This window comes from Candidatus Palauibacter sp., from assembly GCF_965261555.1.
Classification (GTDB): Bacteria; Gemmatimonadota; Gemmatimonadetes; order Palauibacterales; family Palauibacteraceae; genus Palauibacter.
Genome location: NZ_OZ253465.1, coordinates 1,291,472 through 1,312,131, shown reverse-complemented (window position 1 = coordinate 1,312,131; position 20,660 = coordinate 1,291,472). Strand labels below are relative to the sequence as shown.

Genomic DNA, 20,660 nt, shown 5'->3' with positions numbered 1-20,660 from the left:
GTGCTATGGGCGGTAGCTGTCCAGGAAGTAGCCGACCGGGTTCACCGGGCGGCCGTTGACCCAGACCTCGTAGTGGAGATTGGGACCCGTGGCCGTCCCGGAGACGCCGACCTCCCCGAGCATGTCGCCGCGCCGGACCTGCTCGCCGACGCGAACCGCGATGCGGCCGAGGTGGGCGTAACGGCTCTCGTAGCCATCGCCGTGATCGAGTTCGACGATACGGCCGTACCCGGTCTTCGAGCCGGCGAAGGTGACCCGCCCCGCCCCCGCCGCGACCACGGGACTTCCGTAATCGGCCGAAATGTCGACGGCAGTATGCGGACGCCGGAGCCCGAGCAGCGGATGCAGCCGGTTATGGCTGAAGCCCGAGGAGAGGAAGGAACCCTCCGCCTGGACCGGCCAGATCGACGGAATGCGCTGGTACCGCTCGCGCTGCGTTCCGACGGAATCCGCCGCCTCGGTGAGGCTGCTTCGAAGCAGGTCCGCGCGTCGCAGCAACTGATCGATGTCGACCGCCACGTCTCCGGCTTCCCGCGCCAGGTCCGGGGCGATCTCGAAGAACTCGTCGTTCGTCGGGGCGACGCCGCCGGGACCGCCGACGCCGACCGAGTAGACCTCGGGATCGAGCAGCGGAAGGCCGGCGACGAGCCGGAATCTCTGTTCCCGCACGGAGAGGTCGTCGAGCGCCCGGCTGAGCTGTCCGCTGCGGCGCTCCATCGCCTGCAGGCTGCTGATCAGCTGCCGGTTCTCGGCCCGATAGCGCGCAAGCTGCTCCGCCGCATCCTGCCGCCCCAGCACGCTGGCGACGAAGGCGGATGCCATCATCAGGAGCACGGCGGCCGCGATTCCGGCAGCTTTCGCGCGGCGTTTCTCAACGCGATAGCTGCACGCGCGCCCTCCACTCCCGGGCAGTATCTGTATCGTCCAGTACGAAGGTTTTCTCAAGTTTTTCAGCCGTGAGATGGGCGAAAAAAAGGCCGGTGACGCTACCCGGCCGGTCCCCGCGAAGCGGCAACAACCCGTCCGCAGCCGCGAAATCGACCGGTGAAGCTAGTCGCGGGCGGCAACCAGTGTCAACGTTTTACCCGCTATGGACGGAAGCGTTCCGGCGGAAGCGTTCCGGGCGGAAGGCGGCGGGCGATCAGGGGCGCGGGAAGAGCACGCCGCCCGGACGCACGGTCCGGAGCCCGGCCACGGAGGGCTCGAGACGCGCGAAGGCCGGCGGCGATCCGTCGCCCCCCAGCGTCCCCCAGAGTTCCGCGGCCTTCCGCGGAGTGAAGGGGGCGAGCATCGCGGCCACCGCGCCGAGCGCCGCGATGAGCTGCGACAGCACCCCGTCGAGCGCACCCGCGTCCGCGCCCTCCTCGCGCTCCGCCTTCGCGAGCGCCCACGGCTTCGTCTCGTCCACGAACCCGTTCGCCGCGCGCACGACGTCGAACGCCGCCGCCAGACCCTTGTGCAGCAGATAGCCCTCCATCGCCGCGCGGTATTCCGCGAGGGCGGCCGCCGCCGTGTCCGCGAGTTCTCCGCCCCGCGCCGGGGGCACATCCCCTCCGCGGTACCTGGAGACCATCGAGACCACGCGATTCAGGAGGTTGCCGAGGTCGTTCGCGAGATCCGTCGTGTAGCGGCGGTCGAACTGCTCGATGAAGGCTTCCGTCGAGGGGTAGTCGCGGTCGCCGTCCCAGGGCACCTCGCGCAGCAGGAAGTACCGCAGCGCGTCCGGCCCGTGCCGCTCGATGAGTTCGACGAGACCCAGCTCCGTGCCCGCCGACTTCGAGAGCTTCGCCCCGCCGATCTTGATGAAGCCGTGCCCCCACACGCTCTTCGCCGGCTCCACGCCCGCCGCGAGCAGCATGGCCGGCCAGTACACGCAGTGGAAGCGGGTGATGTCCTTGCCGATGATGTGGAGGTCCGCGGGCCAGAACTTCCCGAACGCCTCGCCGTCCGGATAGCCGATCGCCGTGATGTAGTTGGACAGCGCGTCGAACCACACGTAGACCGTATGCCCCTCATCCCCCGGGAAGGGGACGCCCCAGCGGATCCTGGAGCGGGAGGCCGAGATGTCGTCGAGTCCCGACTCCAGCAGGCGCATGATTTCGTTGCGCCGCGTCCGGGGCCGCACGGAGTCAGGGTCGTTCCGCAGGCGTTCGAGGAGCGTGTCCCGGTAGTCGGAGAGCTTGAAGAACCAGTTCTCCTCCTCCGTCCACTCGATCTCGCGCCCTGGGTGGAGCGGGCAGCGCCCGTCCTCGAGTTCGTCGTCCTTCTTGAAGGCCTCGCACCCGGCGCAGTAGTGGCCCTCGTACTTCGAGCGGCGGAAGTCCCCGTTCTCGGCGATCCGCTCCATGAGCGCGGTCACGCCGCGGTGGTGGCGCGGCTCCGAGGTCCGGATGAAGTCGTCGTTCGACAGGCCCAGGCGCCGCCAGACATCCAGGAACGCCTCGGCGATCCGGTCGACCCATTCCGCGGGGGCCGATCCCTGCTTCTCCGCCTCCTGCTGGACCTTCTGCCCGTGTTCGTCCATCCCGATGAGGAAATGGACGTCGTCCCCGCAGGCGCGCCGGTAGCGGGCGACCACGTCGGCGCCGATCTTCTCGATCGCGTGTCCGAGGTGCGGGTCGCCGTTCGAGTAGTCGATCGCCGTCGTGAGATAGAACCGGGGCACTAGCGGCGGTCCAGCTCGGCGCGCCGCGCCTCGCGCCTCTCGTCCTTCAGCTGGGCGAGGGGGATCGTGCGGGTCTCTCCGTCCCCCGCCTCGAGCGACACCGTCTCCTCGAACAGGTCCCACGACTTCACGTCCTCGCGGCCCTTCGCGGTCCGGATCGTCCGGCCGACGGGCGGGAAGCGCTTCTTCGCCTGCGCGTACACGGCGTGTTCGTAGCGGAGGCAGTTCATGAGACGGCCGCAGGCGCCCGAAATCTGGCTTGGATTGAGGGAGAGCCCCTGGTCCTTCGCGAGCTGCAGCGTGACGGGTTCGATGGAGGTGAGCCACGAGCGGCAGCAGAGTTCGCGGCGACAGCGGCCGAGCCCCCCGAGACGGCGCGCCTCGTCGCGGACGCCGATCTGCCGGAGGTCGATCCGGGTCCGGAACGAGCGGGCCATGTCCCGAACCAGGGCGCGAAAGTCGACCCGCTTCTCCGCGGTGAAGTAGACCGTGAGCTTGTTGCGGTCCCACTGCCACTCCGCCTCGCTCACCTTCATCCGCAGCCGGTGTTTCATCGCGAGTTCGCGGGTGCGCCGGCGCACTTCGAGTTCCTGGTCGCGCAGCTGCTGCAGCCGCAGGACGTCGGCCGGCGCGGCGCGGCGGATCACGCGGCGGGACGGCGGCGGGACCTGGCGGTCGCCCACGCTGTCGCAGCCCCCTTCGCAGGCCAGGTCCCCGGCCGAGGCCGCGCGCTTCACCCACCCGATGTCCTGCCCGCGGTCCGCCTCCACGACGACGTACTCCCGCTCCGCCAGCGGGGGAACGCCGCTGAAGGCGAAGAAGTCGGAGCGAAGGCCCTTGAACTGGACCTCGAGGATCTGGCTCCGCGCGCCCGCGGCCGGACCCTGCGACGCGACGGGATCCGGCGTCGTCGCGGGGCTCGGGGGCGCCGCGGGGCTCGGGGGCGCCGCGGGAGTCGGGGGCGCCGCAGGAGTCGGGGGTGCCGCCGGACTCGGGGGCGCCGCGGGCGGTCGCACGGGGCGCGGCCGCCGGCCCTCGCTCACCTCTCCTCCCAGGCGCCGATGGCGTAGTACTTGTCCCGCCGCGCCTCGACGAGGTCGCCCGGCTCCAGCTTCGCAAGCTCCCGCAGGTGGCGCCGGATCGCGGCGCCCATCGCTTCGACCGCGGCCTCCGGATCCGTGTGCGCCCCTCCCCGGGGCTCCGGGATGACGTGATCCACCACGCCCAGATCCTGCAGGTCGCGGGCGGTGAGCTTGAGCGCCTCCGCCGCCTTGTCGGAGTGCTCGCGGCTCCGCCACAGGATCGCGGCGCACCCCTCGGGCGAGATCACCGAGTAGATCGCGTTCTCCATCATCAGGACGCGGTCCGCCACGCCGATCCCGAGGGCGCCGCCCGAGCCTCCCTCGCCGATGACGCAGCTCACGATGGGCACGCGCAGCCCCGCCATCACGGCGAGGTTGCGGGCGATCGCCTCCGCCTGGCCCCGCTCCTCCGCGCCGATGCCGGGATACGCCCCCTGCGTGTCGATGAAGGTGATGACGGGGCGGCCGAACTTCTCGGCCAGCCGCAGCAGGCGCTTCGCCTTGCGGTACCCCTCGGGATGGGGAGAACCGAAGTTGCGGCGCAGGTTCTCCTTCATCTCCCGGCCCTTCTGGTGCCCGATGACCATGACGGAGCGGCCGTCGAGCTTGAGCCAGCCGCCGACGATCGCCGGGTCGTCGCGGAAGACCCGGTCGCCTCTCAGCTCGAAGAAGTCCGTGCCGATGCCCTGGATGTAGTCGAGCGAGAAGGGGCGGTCCTGGTTGCGGGCGAGCTTTACGCGGTCGAAACGCGAGAGCCGGGCCATGGCCTCATCGTGCGCAGCGGCGAGCTGGGCTTCCAGCGGCCCCAGCTCGGCGCTCACGTCGATCCCGCGCTCTCTGGCCTTGTTCCGAAGCTCCTCCACATGGCTGCGGAGCTCGGCCAAGCCCTCGTGTTCTATCGACATACGCGATCATCTCTCGGTCCCGGAGCCGACATCCATCCGCCGGCTGACCGCACAAAATGGGCCCGCGGACGGTGATCCGGCCAGCGGGGGGCCGGAGAGGCGCCGAACCGTCAGCGACTCCGGACCAGTCTCACGCCGCTTCCGCCGAGCAGTCCGCGCAGCTCCTCGACGAGGGTCGGCGTCGGGTCCACGCGCAGCGATCGCGACGCGAATCGCGAGGGTCGCGCCTCGTCCTCCGGCTCCGCGGAGCCGGCTTCGAGGTAGAGCGGGCCGCGCCCCGGCGAAGCCTCCAGCAGCTCTTTGGCGCGCGCGAACGCGCCGGGCTCCGGCTGTTCATCCTCCCGGAGTTCGATCAGGATCCCCACCTGTCCCTCGTCGCGCACGTCCGCCAGCGGGCGCACGGAGTCGAGGAAGATGGGCGGATCGTCGTCATCCCGCGAGTTGCCGGACACCGTGCCCGCGATCAGAACCGGACGGTCGTCGGTGAGGAGGTCGCGGTTCTTCTGCCAGACGTCGCCGAACACGAGCGTCGTCGCCGTCCCGTGGAAGTCCTCGATCGTGAGACGCGCCCACTCCCGGCCGTCCTTGCGCGCGGTGCGGACCGAGGTCTCGGTGACGACGCAGGGGACCTCCACCTTCCGGTCGCGGCGCTCGCGCAGGTTCGTCGTCTTCGCCTCCAGCGAGTACAGCTCGACGAGATCCCGGTAGCGCTCGAGGGGGTGGCCCGAGATGTAGAACCCGAGGCGTTCCTTCTCCTCGCGCAGCCGGTCGCGCTCGCTCCACGCGGACACGATCGGGAGTTCGACCTCCGGCCGCGTCTCCGCCGACTCGCCCCCGAAGAGGCTCGTCTGCCCGCTCTCCGCCTCCTGCCGGCGGAGCTGCGCCTCGTTGAGCATGACCTCGAGGCCGTCGGAGAGGGCCGCGCGGTCGCCCATGTCGTCGAGCGCCCCGGCGCCGATCAGCGCCTGGATCACGCGCGAGTTGTTGAGCCGCAGATCGATCCGCTCGAGGAAGTCCATGAAGCTCTCGAACGGGGACTCCTCGCGGGCCGCCCGGATCGACTGGATCGCCGACTGCCCCACCCCCTTGATCGCGCCCAGCCCGAAGCGGATCGCCGACTTCGCCGCGTCATCGGGATCGTCGACTACGGTGAAGCGGTAGCCCGATTCCGAGACCGACGGGGGAAGGACGCGGATCCCGAGCGACCGCGCCGCCCCGATGTACTGCACGACCGAATCGGTGCTCCCGATTTCGGACGAGAGGAGGCCGGCCATGAACTCGGCCGGATAGTGCGCCTTCAGCCACGCGGTCCGGTAGGAGAGGAGGGCGTACGCGACGCTGTGCGCCTTGTTGAAGCCGTAGCGGCCGAAGGTGCGGATGAGTTCGGCGATCTCGTCCGCCTTGGCCTTCGCGACCCCGCGCTCGACCGCGCGCTCGACGAACTCCTCGAGGACCTCGTCCGTGAGGTCGCTGTCCTTCTTTCCCACCGCCTTCCGGAGTACGTCCGCTTCGGCGAGCGAGAAGCCGGCCAGGATGTTCGCGGCCCGCATCACCTGCTCCTGGTAGGTGATGACCCCGTACGTCGGCTCGAGGATCTCCTCGAGGTCGGGGTGCGGGTACTCGACCACCGCGATGCTGCGCTTCCTGGCGATGTAGACGTCCGTCATCCCCGAATCGAGCGGACCCGGGCGGATGAGCGCGTTGACCGCGACGAGGTCGTCAAAGCGGTCGCAGCGCATCGCGCGCAGCTTGTCCGTCGCGAGGCTGGACTCGAACTGGAAGACGCCGCTCGTGCTGCCGCCGGCGAGCATCCCGTACACGGCGGGGTCCTCGAGGCCGATCTCCTCCCAGTCCACGCGGATCCCGTGCCGCTCCTTCACGTTCCGCGCGGCGTCGTCGATCACGGTGAGCGTGCGCAGGCCCAGGAAGTCCATCTTGAGCATGCCCGCCGCTTCGAGCGCGTTCATGTCGAACTGCGTGATCACGGCGCCGGTCTTGTTGTCCGCGCAGATCGGCACGTAGTCGTCGAGCGGCCCCGGCGCGATCACGACCCCCGCCGCGTGCACGGAGCTGTGGCGCGCGAGTCCCTCGATGCGCTGGGCGTAGTCGAGGAGCTTCTTGACCTGCGGGTCCTCGCGGTCGCGCTCGGCGAGTTCCCCCACCTTCTTCCGCGCCTGCGCCACCGTGAGCGAGTACCCCGGCGTCGACGGCACGAGCTTCGCGAGACGATCCGTGTCCGACGGCGAGAAGCCGAGGACCCGGCCCACGTCCCGGATCACGGCGCGCGCCTTCATCGTCCCGAAGGTGATGATCTGCCCAACGGAGGCCTGTCCGTACTTCTCCCGCACGTAGTCGATGACCTCGCCGCGGCGCTCGTAGCAGAAGTCGATGTCGATGTCCGGCATCGAGACGCGTTCCGGATTCAGGAAGCGCTCGAAGAGGAGGTCGAACTCGAGCGGGTCCACGTCCGTGATGCCGAGCGCGTAGCAGATGATCGACCCCGCGGCCGACCCGCGGCCGGGCCCGACCGGGATGTCGCGTTCGCGCGCCGCGACGATGAAGTCCCAGACGATGAGCAGGTATCCCGCGTACCCCGTGTTCCCGATGACCCCGAGTTCGTAGTCGAGGCGCTCGCGCACCGCCTCGGGCAGGGGATCGCCGTACCGGGCCTTCGCCCCCTCCGTCGCCTCGTGGCGCAGCATCGCCATGGGTCCGGGGAAGCGGTCCGGGAGCGGGAAATCGGGCAGCTGGTACTGCTTCTCGAACTCGACGTTGCACCGGTCCGCGATCTTCACCGTCTCGGCGAGCAGGCCGGGCAGGTCCGGGAAGAGTTCCGCCATCTCGTCGGCGGTCTTGAAGTAGCTCTCCTCCCCGTGGAAGCGGAGCCGGTCGGGGTCGTCCTTGTCCTTGCCCGTCCCGATGCAGAGGAGCGTGTCGTGCGCGTCCGCGTCCTCGCGCCGCAGGTAGTGCGCGTCGTTCGTCACGACGAGCGGGAGTCCGAGTTCCTCGGAGAGCTGGATGATCCCCTTGTTAATGACGTCCTGCTTCGGAATCCCGTGGTTCTGGAGTTCGAGCCAGTACCGGTCCTTGAACACCCGCGCGTGCCACTCCGCCGCCTCCTTCGCCTCGTCGTACCGCTCGTACTGCAGGTAGCGCGGGACTTCGCCGGCGAGGCAGGCGGAGAGGCAGATGATCCCCTCCGCATACTTCTCAAGCACCTCGCGGTCCACGCGGGGGCGGCGGTAGAAGCCCTCCGTGTACCCGATCGACGAGAGCTTCACGAGGTTCTGGTACCCGCGCCGGTTCTCGGCGAGCAGAAGGAGGTGGGCGTTGAGGGCCGGGGCGCCCTCTTCCCGCCTGCGGGCGCGGCGGTCGCCGTACGCGACGTAGACCTCGCAGCCGAGGATCGGCTTGATCCCCTTGGCGCGGGCCTTCTCCTGGAACTCCCACGCGCCGTGGAGGTTGCCGTGGTCCGTGAGGGCGAGGGCCGGCATGCCGAGTTCGATCGCGCGGTCGATGAGGTCGTCGATCCGGTTCGCGCCGTCGAGGAGCGAGTACTCGCTATGTGTGTGTAGATGTACGAACGGCATCCAGGCGACCCTGTCCGGCCAGGCGTGTCAGATTCGGTTGTCGCGTTCGGCTAGGCGCAGCGTTCGGCTAGGCGCAGCGGAACGATCCGAGTATCTCCTGCAGCTGCAGCATGTACTCGTACTTGGGCCGGTTCGGCGAATAGAGCCACGCATCGACGAAGTACGTACGCGCCGGACAGTCGACCAGCCAGACGATGAACGGGCCCGCCGCGGGGAACCCGCCCGTCTCGTCCTGCCACACCCCGGTCACTTCCAGCGCCGGGCGGCCCTCCCACATGAAGTTGACCACGCTTGAATTCGAGTCGTCGATGCGCTGCGGGACGTTGTAGTGCGTGCCGTCGATCTCCGCGCGCCACTCCAGCGCAAGTTCCCTCGTCAGCGAGTCCGCGTTCGGGCGCCAGGCGACGAGGACCGAGCGGATGAGTTCGCTCGGGTCCGGGTTGTCGTTGCGCAGGATGACGAGACTGTCGCCCCCGCCGAGATCCCGGGCGATCCGGTCGTAGACCTGGGGAACGAGGAGGGAGAACCCGAACCGCCGCCCCAGATCCGTCCTGAGCGCGGTATCCGCCGCCGTCGCGAACATCCGCCGCAGCACCAGCTGGCGGTAGCTCGTGTCCACCGCGTTCAGGACCGACGGCAGCGCCGCCACCCACGACTCCGCCTCCCGGCCCGACCGGAGGAGCGCGGCCGTCACCGTCTGGCCCAGCGCCCAGACATCGGAGGCCTGGAAGACGCGCCCCGGCTCCAGCGCGGAGAGGTCCTGGCCCGCCTCTTCCGCCACCTCGAGCAGGAGCGGATCGTCCGCCGTCCCGAACACGATGAGGTTACGGAACAGTCTCAGTTCGCCCGCGCTTTCGTGACCCGGATCGACGAAGGTGACCTCGTACTGTTTCTCGTCGCGGCTCGTGAAGATCGTGGGCTCCAGCACCTGCCGGGTCTCCTCCTCCACTTGCAGCGAGAGCGATTCGGGAGCGAGGATGATGAGGCTGTTCGCCTCTCCGAAGGCCGTCTGCTTGCTGCAGGCGGAGAGGATCGGGAGCGCGGCCGCGAGGAGCGCCGTCAGGGCGCGGAAGGGACGATTTTTCATGCGAGTGAAGCTAGACCGGGCGGCTGGCGGCGGCAATCGAAGAGGACCCCTCGAAGGACGGTTTTCACCGTGACGTCGCGCCGCGATTTCCTCGCCGCCTGGACCCGCTCCGCCGCGTTCTGCGCGCTCGCCCCGCTCCCCCTCGCGCAGTTCGGCCCCGGCGCCTCCGTGCGCGGCCGCGAACTCGGCCCGCGCGCCGCCCGCCCGGTATCGGCGGACCGGTTCCCGTTCGAACTCGGGGTGGCCTCCGGCGAGCCCGCCGCCGACGGCGTCGTCCTCTGGACCCGCCTCCTCGCTCTCCCCGGAGACCCCGCCGCCGCCTTCCCCGTGCGCTGGGAGGTGGCCTCGGACGAGGGCTTCGGGAGCGTGGTCCGCAGCGGAGAAGCCGCCGCCCTCGCCGAACTCGGCCGTTCCGTCCACGTGGAGGTCGACGGCCTCGACCCCGAACGCGACTACTGGTACCGCTTCCACGCCGCCGGCGCGACGAGCCCCGCCGGCCGCACCCGCACCGCACCGGCCCCCGGCGCCCTCCCGGACCGCTTCGATTTCGTCTTCGTCTCCTGCCAGCACTACGAGCGCGGCTGGTACACCGGCTTCCGCCACATGGCCGCCGAGACCCCGTCCCTCGTCATCCACCTCGGGGACTACATCTACGAGAGCGGCCCCGGCCTCCGGAACGACCTCGTCCGCCGCCACGACGCCGAGGAACCCCGCACCCTCGAGGCCTACCGCGCGCGGTACGCCCTATATAAAAGGGATCCCGACCTCCAGGCCGCCCACGCCGCCGCCCCCTGGGTCTTCACCCCCGACGACCACGAGGTCGACAACGACTGGGCCGGCCTCCACAACACCGAGCAGATGCCGCGGGAAGCCTTCCTCGCCCGCCGCACCGCCGCCTTCCAGGCGCTGTACGAACACTTCCCCCTCCGGCGAACTTCCCTCCCCACCGGCCCCGACGCCCAGCTCTACCGCCGCCTCGACTTCGGCTCGCTGATGCGCCTCCACGTCCTCGACACCCGCCAGTACCGCACCCTCCAGCCCTGCGGAGGCCGCCGCCAACCCCCCTGCCCCGAACAACACGCCGAGTCCGCCACCATCCTCGGGGCTTCGCAGGCCGATTGGCTCCTCGACGGCCTCGACCAGTCGTCCGCCCGCTACAACGTCCTCGCCAACCAGGTCTTCATGGCCCGCCTCCTCGAGGGCACCGAGACCCTGACCCTCCCCATGGACAAATGGGACGGCTACCCCGCCGACCGCGCCCGCCTCATGACCTTCCTCCACGACCGCCGCCCCTCGAACCCCATCGTCCTCACCGGCGACCTCCACACCAACTGGGTCAACGACCTCAAACTCGACTTCGACCGCGCGGACTCTCCGGTCGTCGGAACCGAATTCGCCGGAACCTCCATCTCCTCCAGCGGAGACGGCGTCGACACCGGCCCCCAGGGCGACAACGCCATGAGCCACAACCCCCACATCAAGTTCTTCAACGCCCAACGCGGCTACGTCCGCTGCAGCCTGTCGCCGCAGCAGTTGCGAACCGACTTCCGCGTCATGCCCTACGTCACCCGCCCCAACGCCCCCATCGCCACCCGCGCCAGCTACGTCGTCGAGAACGGAGTCCCCGGCGCCCAGGAAACTTGAACCCGCCGCGCCGCACCCACAGGATGGAGTCGGCCCGGCGCCCGACCCTCGTCTCGAACGAAGCGGTCGCGCGCCGGTCTTCTTCGGGGCCCGTAGCTCAGCCTGGTTAGAGCGCACGCCTGATAAGCGTGAGGTCGGTGGTTCAACCGAGCGCCCCGCTGGGCGCGAGCTCGATAAAACATCGGCCCCGTCAGGGGACGCTGTTTTGTCAACTCTACCCGGGCCCACGCTCCCCGGTCACAAAGCCGCGACCTGCGGGTGGCTACCGTCAATTGCGATCGAGAATGACACCCGGCGGGAGATGACGAGCCCAGGAGTGGAATCCCCGGCGTCCAGGAAACTTGAACCCGCCGCGCCGGGCCCATAGGATGGAGTCCGCCCGGCGCCCGACCCTCCGTCTCGAACGAAGCGGTCGCGCGCCGGTCTTCTTCGGGGCCCGTAGCTCAGCCTGGTTAGAGCGCACGCCTGATAAGCGTGAGGTCGGTGGTTCAACTCCACCCGGGCCCATGACTCCTGCCTTGGTATCCCAGCCTTAGCCTTAGACTCCGAGTCCAGACCCGACCTCACGGACGATCATGCCGCCTCGGTAGTTCAACCGAGCGCCCGTCCCGGGCGCGAGCTCGGTGAAGCATCGGCCCCGCCAGGGGACGCTGCTTCACCAAATCTACCCGGGCCCACGCTCCCCGGTCACTGCGCCCAGCCCTCCACCCCCTCCGTCCAGACGCGCGGGGTGGTCGGCGCGCCAGTCTTTGATGGCCTGTTGCAACAACTTCCGGCTCGTCAGTCCGCCCGCGAGGATCCTACGTACGCTTCCCAGCGATTCCGCGTTCGAAGTGAACGGCACACCGATTAGCTGGTCCGTTCCCAAGCAGACGCGCTCCTCCTTGCAAGCTTGCGTTTTGGTGTGCCACGACGTATCGTAGCGTATCGATACGTGCCAACACGGTGAACAATGTGGCAATTCAGCTGGGCGGGACAACCTATTTCAGAATCGGCGAAGCCCTTGACCGCGCCGGTGTGAGTCGGTCGACGTACTTCCGATGGGTTCGTGCAGGCAGAATCCAAGATGCACGCTACCGAGACAGGAATGGTCGCCGAGTTCTCACGCGAAGCGAAGTCGACTCTTTGTGTGAGGTTAGCAATCGTGTGGTCATCGTTGAGTCCGACCCGCGTCAAACACACCTCAAGCTTGACTAGCGGTGCCGATATGGTGGACGCGGTCACTCCGGAGAAGCGCAGTTGGATCATGCGCCAGATCAAGGGAAAGGACACTCGGCCGGAACGCGCTTTGCGAAAATTGTTGCATGCGGAAGGTTATCGCTTCAGGCTCCACCGAAACGATCTTCCCGGTAAGCCGGACATTGTGCTTCCCAAATACAAGGTCGTGATTTTTGTGCACGGGTGTTTTTGGCACGGGCACGAGTGCCAAAGGGGACGACGCCCCAAGACTAATGAAGATTACTGGAACAGGAAGCTCGACAGAAATGCCGAGCGGGATCGGATGACACAGGAGGCCTGCAAGAACATGGGCTGGAAACCTATCGTGGTATGGGAGTGTGAAATGAAACGTAATTCGCTTGCCGTACTGGACCGTCTCAGGGCCGATCTCCCGAGGGTGGAGAATTGACCTATCGAATCGCATCCCTGTTCACCGGGATAGGGGGGTTCGATCTTGGCTTCGAGCGAGCCGGGTTCGAGATCACGTTTCAGTGTGAAATAGACAAGTTTTGCAGTTCGATTCTTCAACGACACTGGCCGGATGTGAAGCGACATGAAGACATCAGCAACGTCAGCCACACAGACATCCCTGTTTCCGACGTCTGGGCGGGAGGATTCCCCTGTCAGGACGTCTCAGTGGCGCGAATGGGGCCGCGAGCTGGGCTTAAGGGGCGACGATCTGGACTCTTTTTTGAGTTTTCTCGACTTCTTGAGTCAGGTCGCCCCAGAGTTGTTGTCATCGAGAACGTGCCGGGTCTCCTCTCTTCCCACGGAGGCCGAGATTTCCAAATCATTATTCAAACTCTGGCCTCGTTCGGGTATGGCGTGGGATGGCGCGTGCTTAACAGCAGGTACTTCGGAGTCCCCCAGTCACGTTCGAGAGTCTTCATTGTCGGCTGCCATCGTGACCGGCGAGGTCCCGGAGGAATACTTTTTGAGCCCCAACGCGGCACGGGGGATCATCAGAAGGGTCGATCGAATGGGAAGAAACCTGTTTCCCCCTTTAAGACACGCGTTGGAAATCCTAGCAAAGGGCCCGTGACACCAGCTCTTGCGTACTGCTTGTATGCATGCTCGGCGCGCCACACAGGCACCGACTGGAGCAGAAACTACGTGAGCTATCCGGATGGACGTGTTCGGCGCTACATGCCCATTGAAGCGGAACGACTGCAGGGATTCCCAGATGGTTGGACCGTGTCCGAAAATGGATCGTCTCTCGCCACGGATCCCGATTCACCTCGATACCATGCACTTGGCAACGCCGTGACGGTCCCGGTGGCGGAGTGGCTTGCTCGGCGGATCGAGACATATTTGATGGGGTTGGCGAGTTGGGACTGTGCGGATACAACGGGAGATCGCGTTAGCTCCCGTGAGCTAGCTCCGGTGATATAATTCGTAGTAGAGGGCGAGTAGCTGTGGATCCGGTCGATCTTCGATACGCGCGGGCAATCGCTCTACTGCTACCGGACCCGTGTGCTTAAGAAGGTCTGTGAACCCGAAAGTTGGGCATTCATTGCGAATTGTGGCTACGGCGGCATCTGGCATTTCTAAGATGTACTTTTCACCATCCCAAGCTAAGACCAGCAAACCTTCATCGAAGGCCCAATGGTGTTGCTTACACAGGCAGAGGCCATTCGCAACCCGGTCGAGTTCGTAGTCCGCCCAGGGGAGTATGTGGGCGGCGTCCACGCCAGCCATCCGATTGAGCGATGTTCGGGGATAGCGCTGCCCGCACACAAGGCAGGTCCAGTCGTATGCAATACGAACGTCTTGCCGGAAGCGCGCACTCGCTGCACCGCGGGCGGCTGCCCATCGACGCCATTCGCGAACTGTGCGGCGGCGAAGCTCAAGTGCACTAGGGTCGATCTCGGCGACATGCAGCGGAGGTTCCGGCGGCACCTTGGCAAGTTCGAGCGTTTCGAGAAGATCAGGTACTACATCCTCCCCTCCTTGTCGATAGATCCGGAAATCCGGTCCGAGCTCTGAGAGTCGATCTTGAAGGGCAGTCACGATCTGCTCTCCACGGAGAGGCACTGCGGTACCGGCTGTCACGAGGCTCTGGTGCGCGCGTAGCAGGTCTGCGATCTCGTCAGGCAGCTTGTCTGCACTAGCCCAAAGCTGCTTCACGCTCTCTACGCGTCCGGGATAGTGGAGAAACTCGGCGTGTAAATTGTAATTGCGAAGAGTGATTTCGCCGATGCGCACGGTGACGCGGCTAGGCCCTTGGAGAGCAACGTCGCTTAACTCAATGTGCTCAATGGCGTATCGATCAGACATGAGGATAGGTCGCCCGCTTCCCAGTGCGTCGTCAGCGCGAACCGGAGAAGGCATCAACAGCGACGCTGCGATCTGCCGGTGGAGATGGATCGAAGCGTCCTGAAGGCGAAGTCGTCTCTTGCCTCCTTGGCTAGTGAGCGTTACCCCGGAATCGATTGACCAGTCGTCGTCGAACGCCACGAAGAATCGCCGTCCGACGACGTCGGTAGGCGTCACTTCGCCGTGGCTTTCGCTCAGCTCATATTCTCCCCGACCTCCGCTCGTGCGGCGCGAGATCCTCACGTTGTCCCTCCGGCCATGCTTTTGCAGTGTTTGCGCGGTGGAAGGTCTCCGCGAGGGACGATCCCCACAAGGGCCGATCCGGAGGCGGTGCGGACGGGTGGTACGAAACGGCCAATTCAGTACGGCACTCACATGACACCCGGCCTCGTCGAGATCACCGGGGACCACCGCCGCGTCTGTGGCCCCACAGCCCATCGAAACGATCCGCCGGATACCGGCCCCCGTGGCTCCCGCGCAAGAAGCCGGCATTCCCGCACCAGACGCAGAACCGGCTTTTGTCTGCGGGGTGTGGACCCCCGTAGGGGACTGAAGAGGCGCCACGAGCGGCTCCTGCGGCTGGAGAAGACGGTCCGGGAGCGCGACTTCGAACTCACCGAGGAACAGATCCTGGCGCTGGAGCGCTTCGACCTCGAGTACCGGGAGCGGCACATCGAAGTGAAGAAGACGGGCGAACTTGTGGCCGTGGACACCTTCTTCGCGGGCACGCTGAAGGGGGTGGGCAAGGTCTACATCCAGACGGTGCTGGACTGCTTCAGCCGCTACGTGTGGGCCCGGCTCTACACCTCGAAGATGCCGGTGACCGCCGTCCAGATCCTGAACAACCACGTGCTGCCCTTCTTCGAGGAGCACGGCGTGAAGGTCGAGACGGTGCTGAGCGACAACGGGCGCGAGTACTGCGGCCGCGAAGACCGGCACCCCTACGAGCTGTTCCTCCAGCTCGAGGAGATCGAGCACCGGAAGACGAAGGTGGGCCGTCCGCAGTCGAACGGCTTCATCGAGCGGTTCCACCGCACGCTCCTGGACGAACACCTCGGGGTGAAGGGAAGGACGACCTGGTACGAGTCGGTCGACGAGATGCAGACCGATCTCGACGCCTACCTGGAGACCTACAACCGGAACCGCCCGCACCGCGGCCGCGGCATGGAGGGGAGGACGCCGTACCAGGTCTTCAAGAAGGGGATCCGGAAGCCCCGGAGCCGGAAGAAGTCAACCAGGAAGGAGGTGAAGACGGCAGCCTGAAGCGCTGACCTCGGCGAGGCCGGGTGTCAGGCGAATACCATACTTGTACAGCCCGTCCATCCGGAAGGCCTCCAACACTCGAGGCACCGGAAACTTGCGATCCTCCGACCGATGCCGCAGGGTGACATCGGCCATCAAACTCGACGGGTGGATTCCTCCGCTTCTAGAATGGCGTCAAAGGGCTTGACGCCCTCACCATCTCAGCAGACGGACCAGCGCTAATGCCCAAAGCACTCCCCATTACCCTCTACCGGATCCGCGACGGTCGCACGACCGCAGAATCCATCATCAAAGCCCGGCCAAACCGTACCCTCGTGGAGTTCTCAATCCCAGGCTGCGGAACACTCTACATCGAAGAGAGCCATGTAAACCCACCGACTTGGCTTGATTTCTTCGAAGGCAAACTGTCCGCAGATGACGTAAAGCTGTTTCGAGCACACAGCGCCGCTGTCCTATTGCTAGAACACGATGCGCGCCTGTTCGCGGTTACCTTCGGATATGGAAGCTCCATGCTACAACGGAGCGCCATCGAAGAGAAGTTCGGGCTGCGCGCTGCCCTTAACAGGATTGATCGCGATCGGATCATTTCCGTAACACGCAAGACTCTGTCTGCTTCGCCAATAGCTACCCAATCACAGGCGAGTCGGGCGTCCAATTATCGACAATTCGGATTCAATGAATATCGCGATCTTATGAAATCCGTGACCGGAAAGATTGGAAACGGTTCAGGGTTCCGCGTTACCGGCCAAGATTCCTTGGGAGTACGAGAACGGACCATGCTTGATGACCTGCCCGAGTTGGTCGCACGGTGGCATGAGTCCAGCCAGGATACAAGATACCAACAGGATTTCGGGTTCATTGATCACATACACGAAGTAACACGTTCGGAGCTAAGGGAGCGGCTGTGGACGGAATTGCTAGAAAAAATTCACCAGGGAGACTTGGATGGGATATGGCTGATCCCACGAGATATCGTGGATTGGTCCGATGTAGGTGACTTCAGTTACAATCATTGCGGGCCGTTTCCCGAGTTGCGGATTGAAGATTACCTCGGGTGCTTACGTACCAACACGCCGAAACTCAGCACGCTCAAGCGATACACTGTGAAGTATCACTCAATTCGCAATGACGTTACCGTACCGTGCGGGAATGTTCACCAATGTCTCTATGCGAAGCTTGAGGATGAGGCAGACGTGTACATTCTGAGTGACGGCAAATGGTGCCAGGTGTCGAAGGGTTACGTCGACGATTTGCGCGATTTTCTCAATGCTGAAGTGAGGGTCAATGAAGACCTCGATCTCCCGCCGTACTTAGCCACGTACGATGAACGGGACTTCAACTTGGAAGCGGCGAAGAATGACGACTTCGCATTCTTCGATGAGGAGTACGATCATGTTACAGATTGGGGCGAGAGGTTCGAACTTTGCGACCTATACCATGTCCCGACACGCACCTTCGTCCATGTGAAGAAGTGGAGAGATCGCTCAAGCTCGCTAAGCCACCTATTCGCGCAAGGTGTACACGCCGCGAATCGTATCGCTGACGATTCGCGTGTCTTGGCGGAGCTGCAGGAGAGTCGACCCGAAATCGGGCTGGCTCCAGATTCATTTGCGGCGAGCGACCACGAGATTGCATATGTGATTCTGGCCGGCAAGGAGGAGTGGCCGTTCTTCACCCAAGTCAATCTTCGACTCCATGTCCAAGAGCTAAAACGGATGGGATATCGTCGGGTTACCATAACGTCGATTGCTGTATCAGGTTAGGATGCGTATTCCGTTCGGTGCGTATTCCGACGGAAGCCGACCACCCATTCCGAACCGTGTCGTCCACCGTACGTGCCGGCGGTCGGAGGAGTGGAGAGATGGCGAGTGACCCGGGCAAGCAAGCGGTGCGGGATGACCTGATTTGACCCGCTGTTCTTCCATCTAATCTTCGTTAGCTGGGCCGGCCCATCACAGTCGCGCGGTATGGTTGGTGCTCCGGCGAAGGCTACCCGAAGTGCTTCCCAATCGATCCCGCTGAAGAAACGGAGAGTCAGGTGTCTCAGGAAACACCGCAACGCGCAAACGAGCAAGCCGCGCACCGGTTCCTGGAGCAGGTAGACGGCTCCGGGTTCTGGAAATCGATCGACCTGCGCTTCTGTGCTGCTCGGAATGGCCGCCGTTGGGTGAACCTCATCACGCGCGGTTTTCTCGATCATCGAACACCCCGGTCGATCCCAAGACTGTCGCGGGTCGACCGGCGAGACGTCCGTGCCTGGCAGGTCGTTCGTCCGGTGGCGGATCTGCCTGCTGTGGTGCGCGGAGTCGCCGGTGATATGGTGAAGCTGCGCCCGCGCTCCGTCAGATACGTCGATGAGTCGGGTCAGCCTACGGTTAATCTGAGATACAGCTTCAGCGAGTTGGCCGTCTCCCACCAGATCGCCGAGTACGACGCGTGGAGCTGCCACTCGCTCGTGGGTTTTGGTTCCTCGATCTTCAATGCCGTGAGACAAGGGGGTCACGACCCGTTCGAGTTGGACAGCATGATCCGCAGCGGTCCGAACGCCTACGATGGCCTGCCGGACCTGGTGCGCAGGTTCTGCGCGAGGCCCGGAGGCCTGAAGGTCCAAGGCAGCACTACCGTCGTCGAGTTGATCGCGCCCCTTGCCGCGCGCTTCGATCGCGAGAGTGTAGCGTCTACGTCCGAAGGCGTGACCGTAGCCTTGCGGGCTGCCTCGGATGTCTTCGTTGCGAAGGCAGAGCTCGGTTGGACCCTGGGGACGCCGGGAGAGCCTTTGCGTCACGGATCAACCAAGCTCGTTGAACATGAATGGGAACAGAAGGGAGCTGCTCTCCGTTCCCAACTGCACGTTCCGATTCGAAAAAGCGATGACACCGCAACGCTCTTCCTTCTCATCGGAGACAGGTGCGCAGACGGGGTGTCCGTGCCCCTGACGGGCTCCAATCCGCGGATGAGAGCGCACAACGTCTTCGATCCAAGCGGTCACGAGTTCGTCAAGAGGCTGCGAGACGAGACATGGCGGAACGCGAAGGAGTTCGAGACCGCCGTTGGCCTGCTCCTCTTCTTCCTGGGGTTCCAGGTAGACCCGCTTGGCGCTAAGAAAGGGACGGGAGACGCTGTGGATCACCTGGCTCATGACCCCGGCTCTTCCATGATTCTCGCCGTCGAGTGCACGGTCGGGCCACCGGACGGGGGCGGCAAACTGGGCAAGCTCATCGCTCGCTCGGATCACTTACGCAGCCAACTTCCTGATCACGAAGTGGTCGCGGTCCTTGCGACAAACAGACCGCGCGCAGGGCTATCCGAGGTCGAGGTTGAGAAGGCGGCGCGTGATGACGTTGTACTTCTGGCACGCGAAGACCTTCATGAACTGTGGATCGCGGCGCAGTCTGGTGAGACCGGTGGCCAAGTGGTCCGCAGGCTTCGGAATCAGCTTGTCGAAGACAGACTTCGACGGGCTCAGCGCCCAGTCGATTGACTCGGCGCAAGACGCGCAACCCACGCGAAGGCGGGACACGGTCGCCGTGCCCAGGCGCGAGACGGCGCGACGCCGCCCGCGATCGTTGCGTCGCGACCGCAGTTCGTCGTCCCTCCAGACCGAGGACCCGCTCGCGCTACCGCAGCGTAGCGTGAGTCTGCGCCGCGTCGTCCCAGAGCACGTCATGGAGCGTCGCTACGGTGACGATCGCCGTGAGCACGGTAATGACGATTATACGCCGTCAAGTCCGATTTTCTTCTGCCGGCATGAATCACGTAATCTGTTGTAAAATATATTTTTTGGGTTTTTATGATGTGTCGTATTCGGTACCGAATCAGCCGTCAAAACGTAAATTTCCGTGTCATACGTCGCCCCGATTTCGGCGTTCTTCAGCCTACGCGCAGCACCTCCTCTAACCTTACCGCCGGGTGGCCGAACTGGGCCAGTCCGGACGATGACGGCACGTTGTGCGTCGAGGGTGGAGGCTTTAGTCTCGGCGTCTTGGTGGGTTGTGGGACGGGGAACACAACTCGAACTCCGACACGGGAAGGATGACGCCTCTTGGCCCCCATCGAATGTTATCAGGTCTACGAAGTAGAGGATGGCGTGTTCGTGTACGCGCTCATGCAGGCTCAGGCGGCGCTTAGCGGAGAACCTGCTCACTGGGCATGCCCTAGGTGTTACGGGAACGGCAAGGTGGGGATCTTGCAGCGTAGGGAACAATACGGAGCTTGGCACTGTTCGCTGTGCGGTACGGAATGCGTTTCCGACGAAACGGATGTCGAGCCTACGCTCGTGTAGTCTCGGAAGACGGCTGCCCAAGGAGAAGTTGCACGATGGTCAAAATCATTTCCGAAGAGGAGGCGGCAAAGCTCGAAGCCGAGTGGGAGCTGCTCCACGCCGAAGTCCTACAACAAGGTATCGAACTCGAAGAACTCTTCGATGCCTGCCGCGAAGGTAGGTTCTGCCGGCGCTGTACGGACGAGCCCGTCGTGCCGAGGTCGTTCTACGAGCAGTCTTTGCGCGAGCACGGCGACAGGGGTCCGTTGTGCATGCGGTGCGCGGACGGGAAGTGTCTCTGTTCGAGGTGTGACCACACAGGTACCAGCGGTCGAGTCACCGGTCGCTACCGCAACTTTTGTGACCGTGTGGTGGAGACGGACGGGGAATTCTGCAACACCTGTTCCGAGTTCATCAGGCCGATTCCGCCGCCGGACGAACGGTAAGGGCTCAGCCCACGGTTATCGTCGTCTCGAAGTCGAGCGTGGGATGGCCCGTGAGGAACTGGACGCCTGCGGGCGACTCCAGCCAGCGGGCCACCACCTCGGCTATCTCATCGTTCGCTCGCGCCCGTAGGAACCGGATAACAAGCGCGTATGCGAACCTGAGACTGGCCGCGGTAGAGATAG

13 protein-coding genes, 1 tRNA gene and 1 pseudogene are annotated in these 20,660 nt (G+C 65.0%); 8 read left to right on the top strand and 7 right to left on the bottom strand.

Annotation, left to right across the window (positions count from 1 at the left end; all coding sequences use genetic code 11):
* Window positions 1-3 precede the first annotated feature (3 nt).
* From ACQY5G_RS05605 to ACQY5G_RS05580, 6 genes are all read right to left on the bottom strand, one after another.
* Window positions 4-825 (bottom strand): M23 family metallopeptidase, encoded by an 822-nt coding sequence (locus ACQY5G_RS05605; RefSeq protein WP_428278651.1) that lies wholly within the window; start codon window positions 823-825, stop codon window positions 4-6.
* Window positions 826-1,141: 316 nt separating this feature from the next.
* The gene (metG, locus tag ACQY5G_RS05600) at window positions 1,142-2,665 is read right to left on the bottom strand and encodes a methionine--tRNA ligase (RefSeq protein ID WP_428277799.1); all 1,524 of its coding nucleotides are present in this window, start codon (window positions 2,663-2,665) and stop codon (window positions 1,142-1,144) included.
* Window positions 2,665-3,708 (bottom strand): PSP1 domain-containing protein, encoded by a 1,044-nt coding sequence (locus ACQY5G_RS05595; protein ID WP_428277797.1) that lies wholly within the window; start codon window positions 3,706-3,708, stop codon window positions 2,665-2,667. The genes metG and ACQY5G_RS05595 overlap by 1 nt, the downstream gene beginning before the upstream one ends.
* Window positions 3,705-4,652, bottom strand: coding sequence for an acetyl-CoA carboxylase carboxyltransferase subunit alpha (locus ACQY5G_RS05590; protein WP_428277795.1), 948 nt, complete (start codon window positions 4,650-4,652; stop codon window positions 3,705-3,707). The genes ACQY5G_RS05595 and ACQY5G_RS05590 overlap by 4 nt, the downstream gene beginning before the upstream one ends.
* 110 nt (window positions 4,653-4,762) lie before the next feature.
* On the bottom strand, window positions 4,763-8,242 hold the full coding sequence (gene dnaE / locus ACQY5G_RS05585) for a DNA polymerase III subunit alpha (protein WP_428277793.1): 3,480 nt from the start codon (window positions 8,240-8,242) through the stop codon (window positions 4,763-4,765).
* A 67-nt stretch (window positions 8,243-8,309) separates the two neighbouring features.
* Window positions 8,310-9,329, bottom strand: coding sequence for a DUF4837 family protein (locus ACQY5G_RS05580; protein WP_428277791.1), 1,020 nt, complete (start codon window positions 9,327-9,329; stop codon window positions 8,310-8,312).
* A gap of 69 nt (window positions 9,330-9,398) precedes the next feature.
* Here ACQY5G_RS05580 and ACQY5G_RS05575 point away from each other — a divergent pair, with 69 nt between their 5' ends.
* From ACQY5G_RS05575 to ACQY5G_RS05560, 4 genes are all read left to right on the top strand, one after another.
* Window positions 9,399-10,973, top strand: a complete 1,575-nt coding sequence (locus ACQY5G_RS05575) for an alkaline phosphatase D family protein (protein ID WP_428277789.1) — start codon at window positions 9,399-9,401, stop codon at window positions 10,971-10,973.
* Between the two features lie 432 nt (window positions 10,974-11,405).
* A tRNA-Ile gene (locus ACQY5G_RS05570) sits at window positions 11,406-11,480 on the top strand.
* Window positions 11,481-12,060: 580 nt separating this feature from the next.
* Window positions 12,061-12,600 (top strand): very short patch repair endonuclease, encoded by a 540-nt coding sequence (locus ACQY5G_RS05565; RefSeq protein WP_428277787.1) that lies wholly within the window; start codon window positions 12,061-12,063, stop codon window positions 12,598-12,600.
* Window positions 12,597-13,583, top strand: coding sequence for a DNA cytosine methyltransferase (locus tag ACQY5G_RS05560; RefSeq protein ID WP_428277785.1), 987 nt, complete (start codon window positions 12,597-12,599; stop codon window positions 13,581-13,583). Before ACQY5G_RS05565 ends, ACQY5G_RS05560 begins: the two co-directional genes overlap by 4 nt.
* Here ACQY5G_RS05560 and ACQY5G_RS05555 read toward each other — a convergent pair.
* Window positions 13,566-14,750, bottom strand: a complete 1,185-nt coding sequence (locus ACQY5G_RS05555) for an HNH endonuclease (RefSeq protein WP_428277783.1) — start codon at window positions 14,748-14,750, stop codon at window positions 13,566-13,568. The two genes, ACQY5G_RS05560 and ACQY5G_RS05555, sit on opposite strands and share 18 nt — an antisense overlap.
* Before the next feature lie 279 nt (window positions 14,751-15,029).
* Here ACQY5G_RS05555 and ACQY5G_RS05550 point away from each other — a divergent pair.
* From ACQY5G_RS05550 to ACQY5G_RS05535, 4 genes and pseudogenes are all read left to right on the top strand, one after another.
* Window positions 15,030-15,770, top strand: a pseudogene (locus ACQY5G_RS05550) (integrase core domain-containing protein); the annotation flags it as partial.
* A gap of 221 nt (window positions 15,771-15,991) precedes the next feature.
* A complete protein-coding gene (locus ACQY5G_RS05545) occupies window positions 15,992-17,533 on the top strand; it encodes a DUF6119 family protein (RefSeq protein WP_428277781.1) in 1,542 nt (513 codons plus the stop codon).
* Window positions 17,534-17,808: 275 nt separating this feature from the next.
* A complete protein-coding gene (locus tag ACQY5G_RS05540) occupies window positions 17,809-19,251 on the top strand; it encodes a hypothetical protein (protein WP_428277779.1) in 1,443 nt (480 codons plus the stop codon).
* Window positions 19,252-20,087: 836 nt separating this feature from the next.
* Complete coding sequence (locus ACQY5G_RS05535; protein WP_428277777.1) at window positions 20,088-20,477, top strand: hypothetical protein; 390 nt, start codon at window positions 20,088-20,090, stop codon at window positions 20,475-20,477.
* Window positions 20,478-20,660 lie beyond the last annotated feature (183 nt).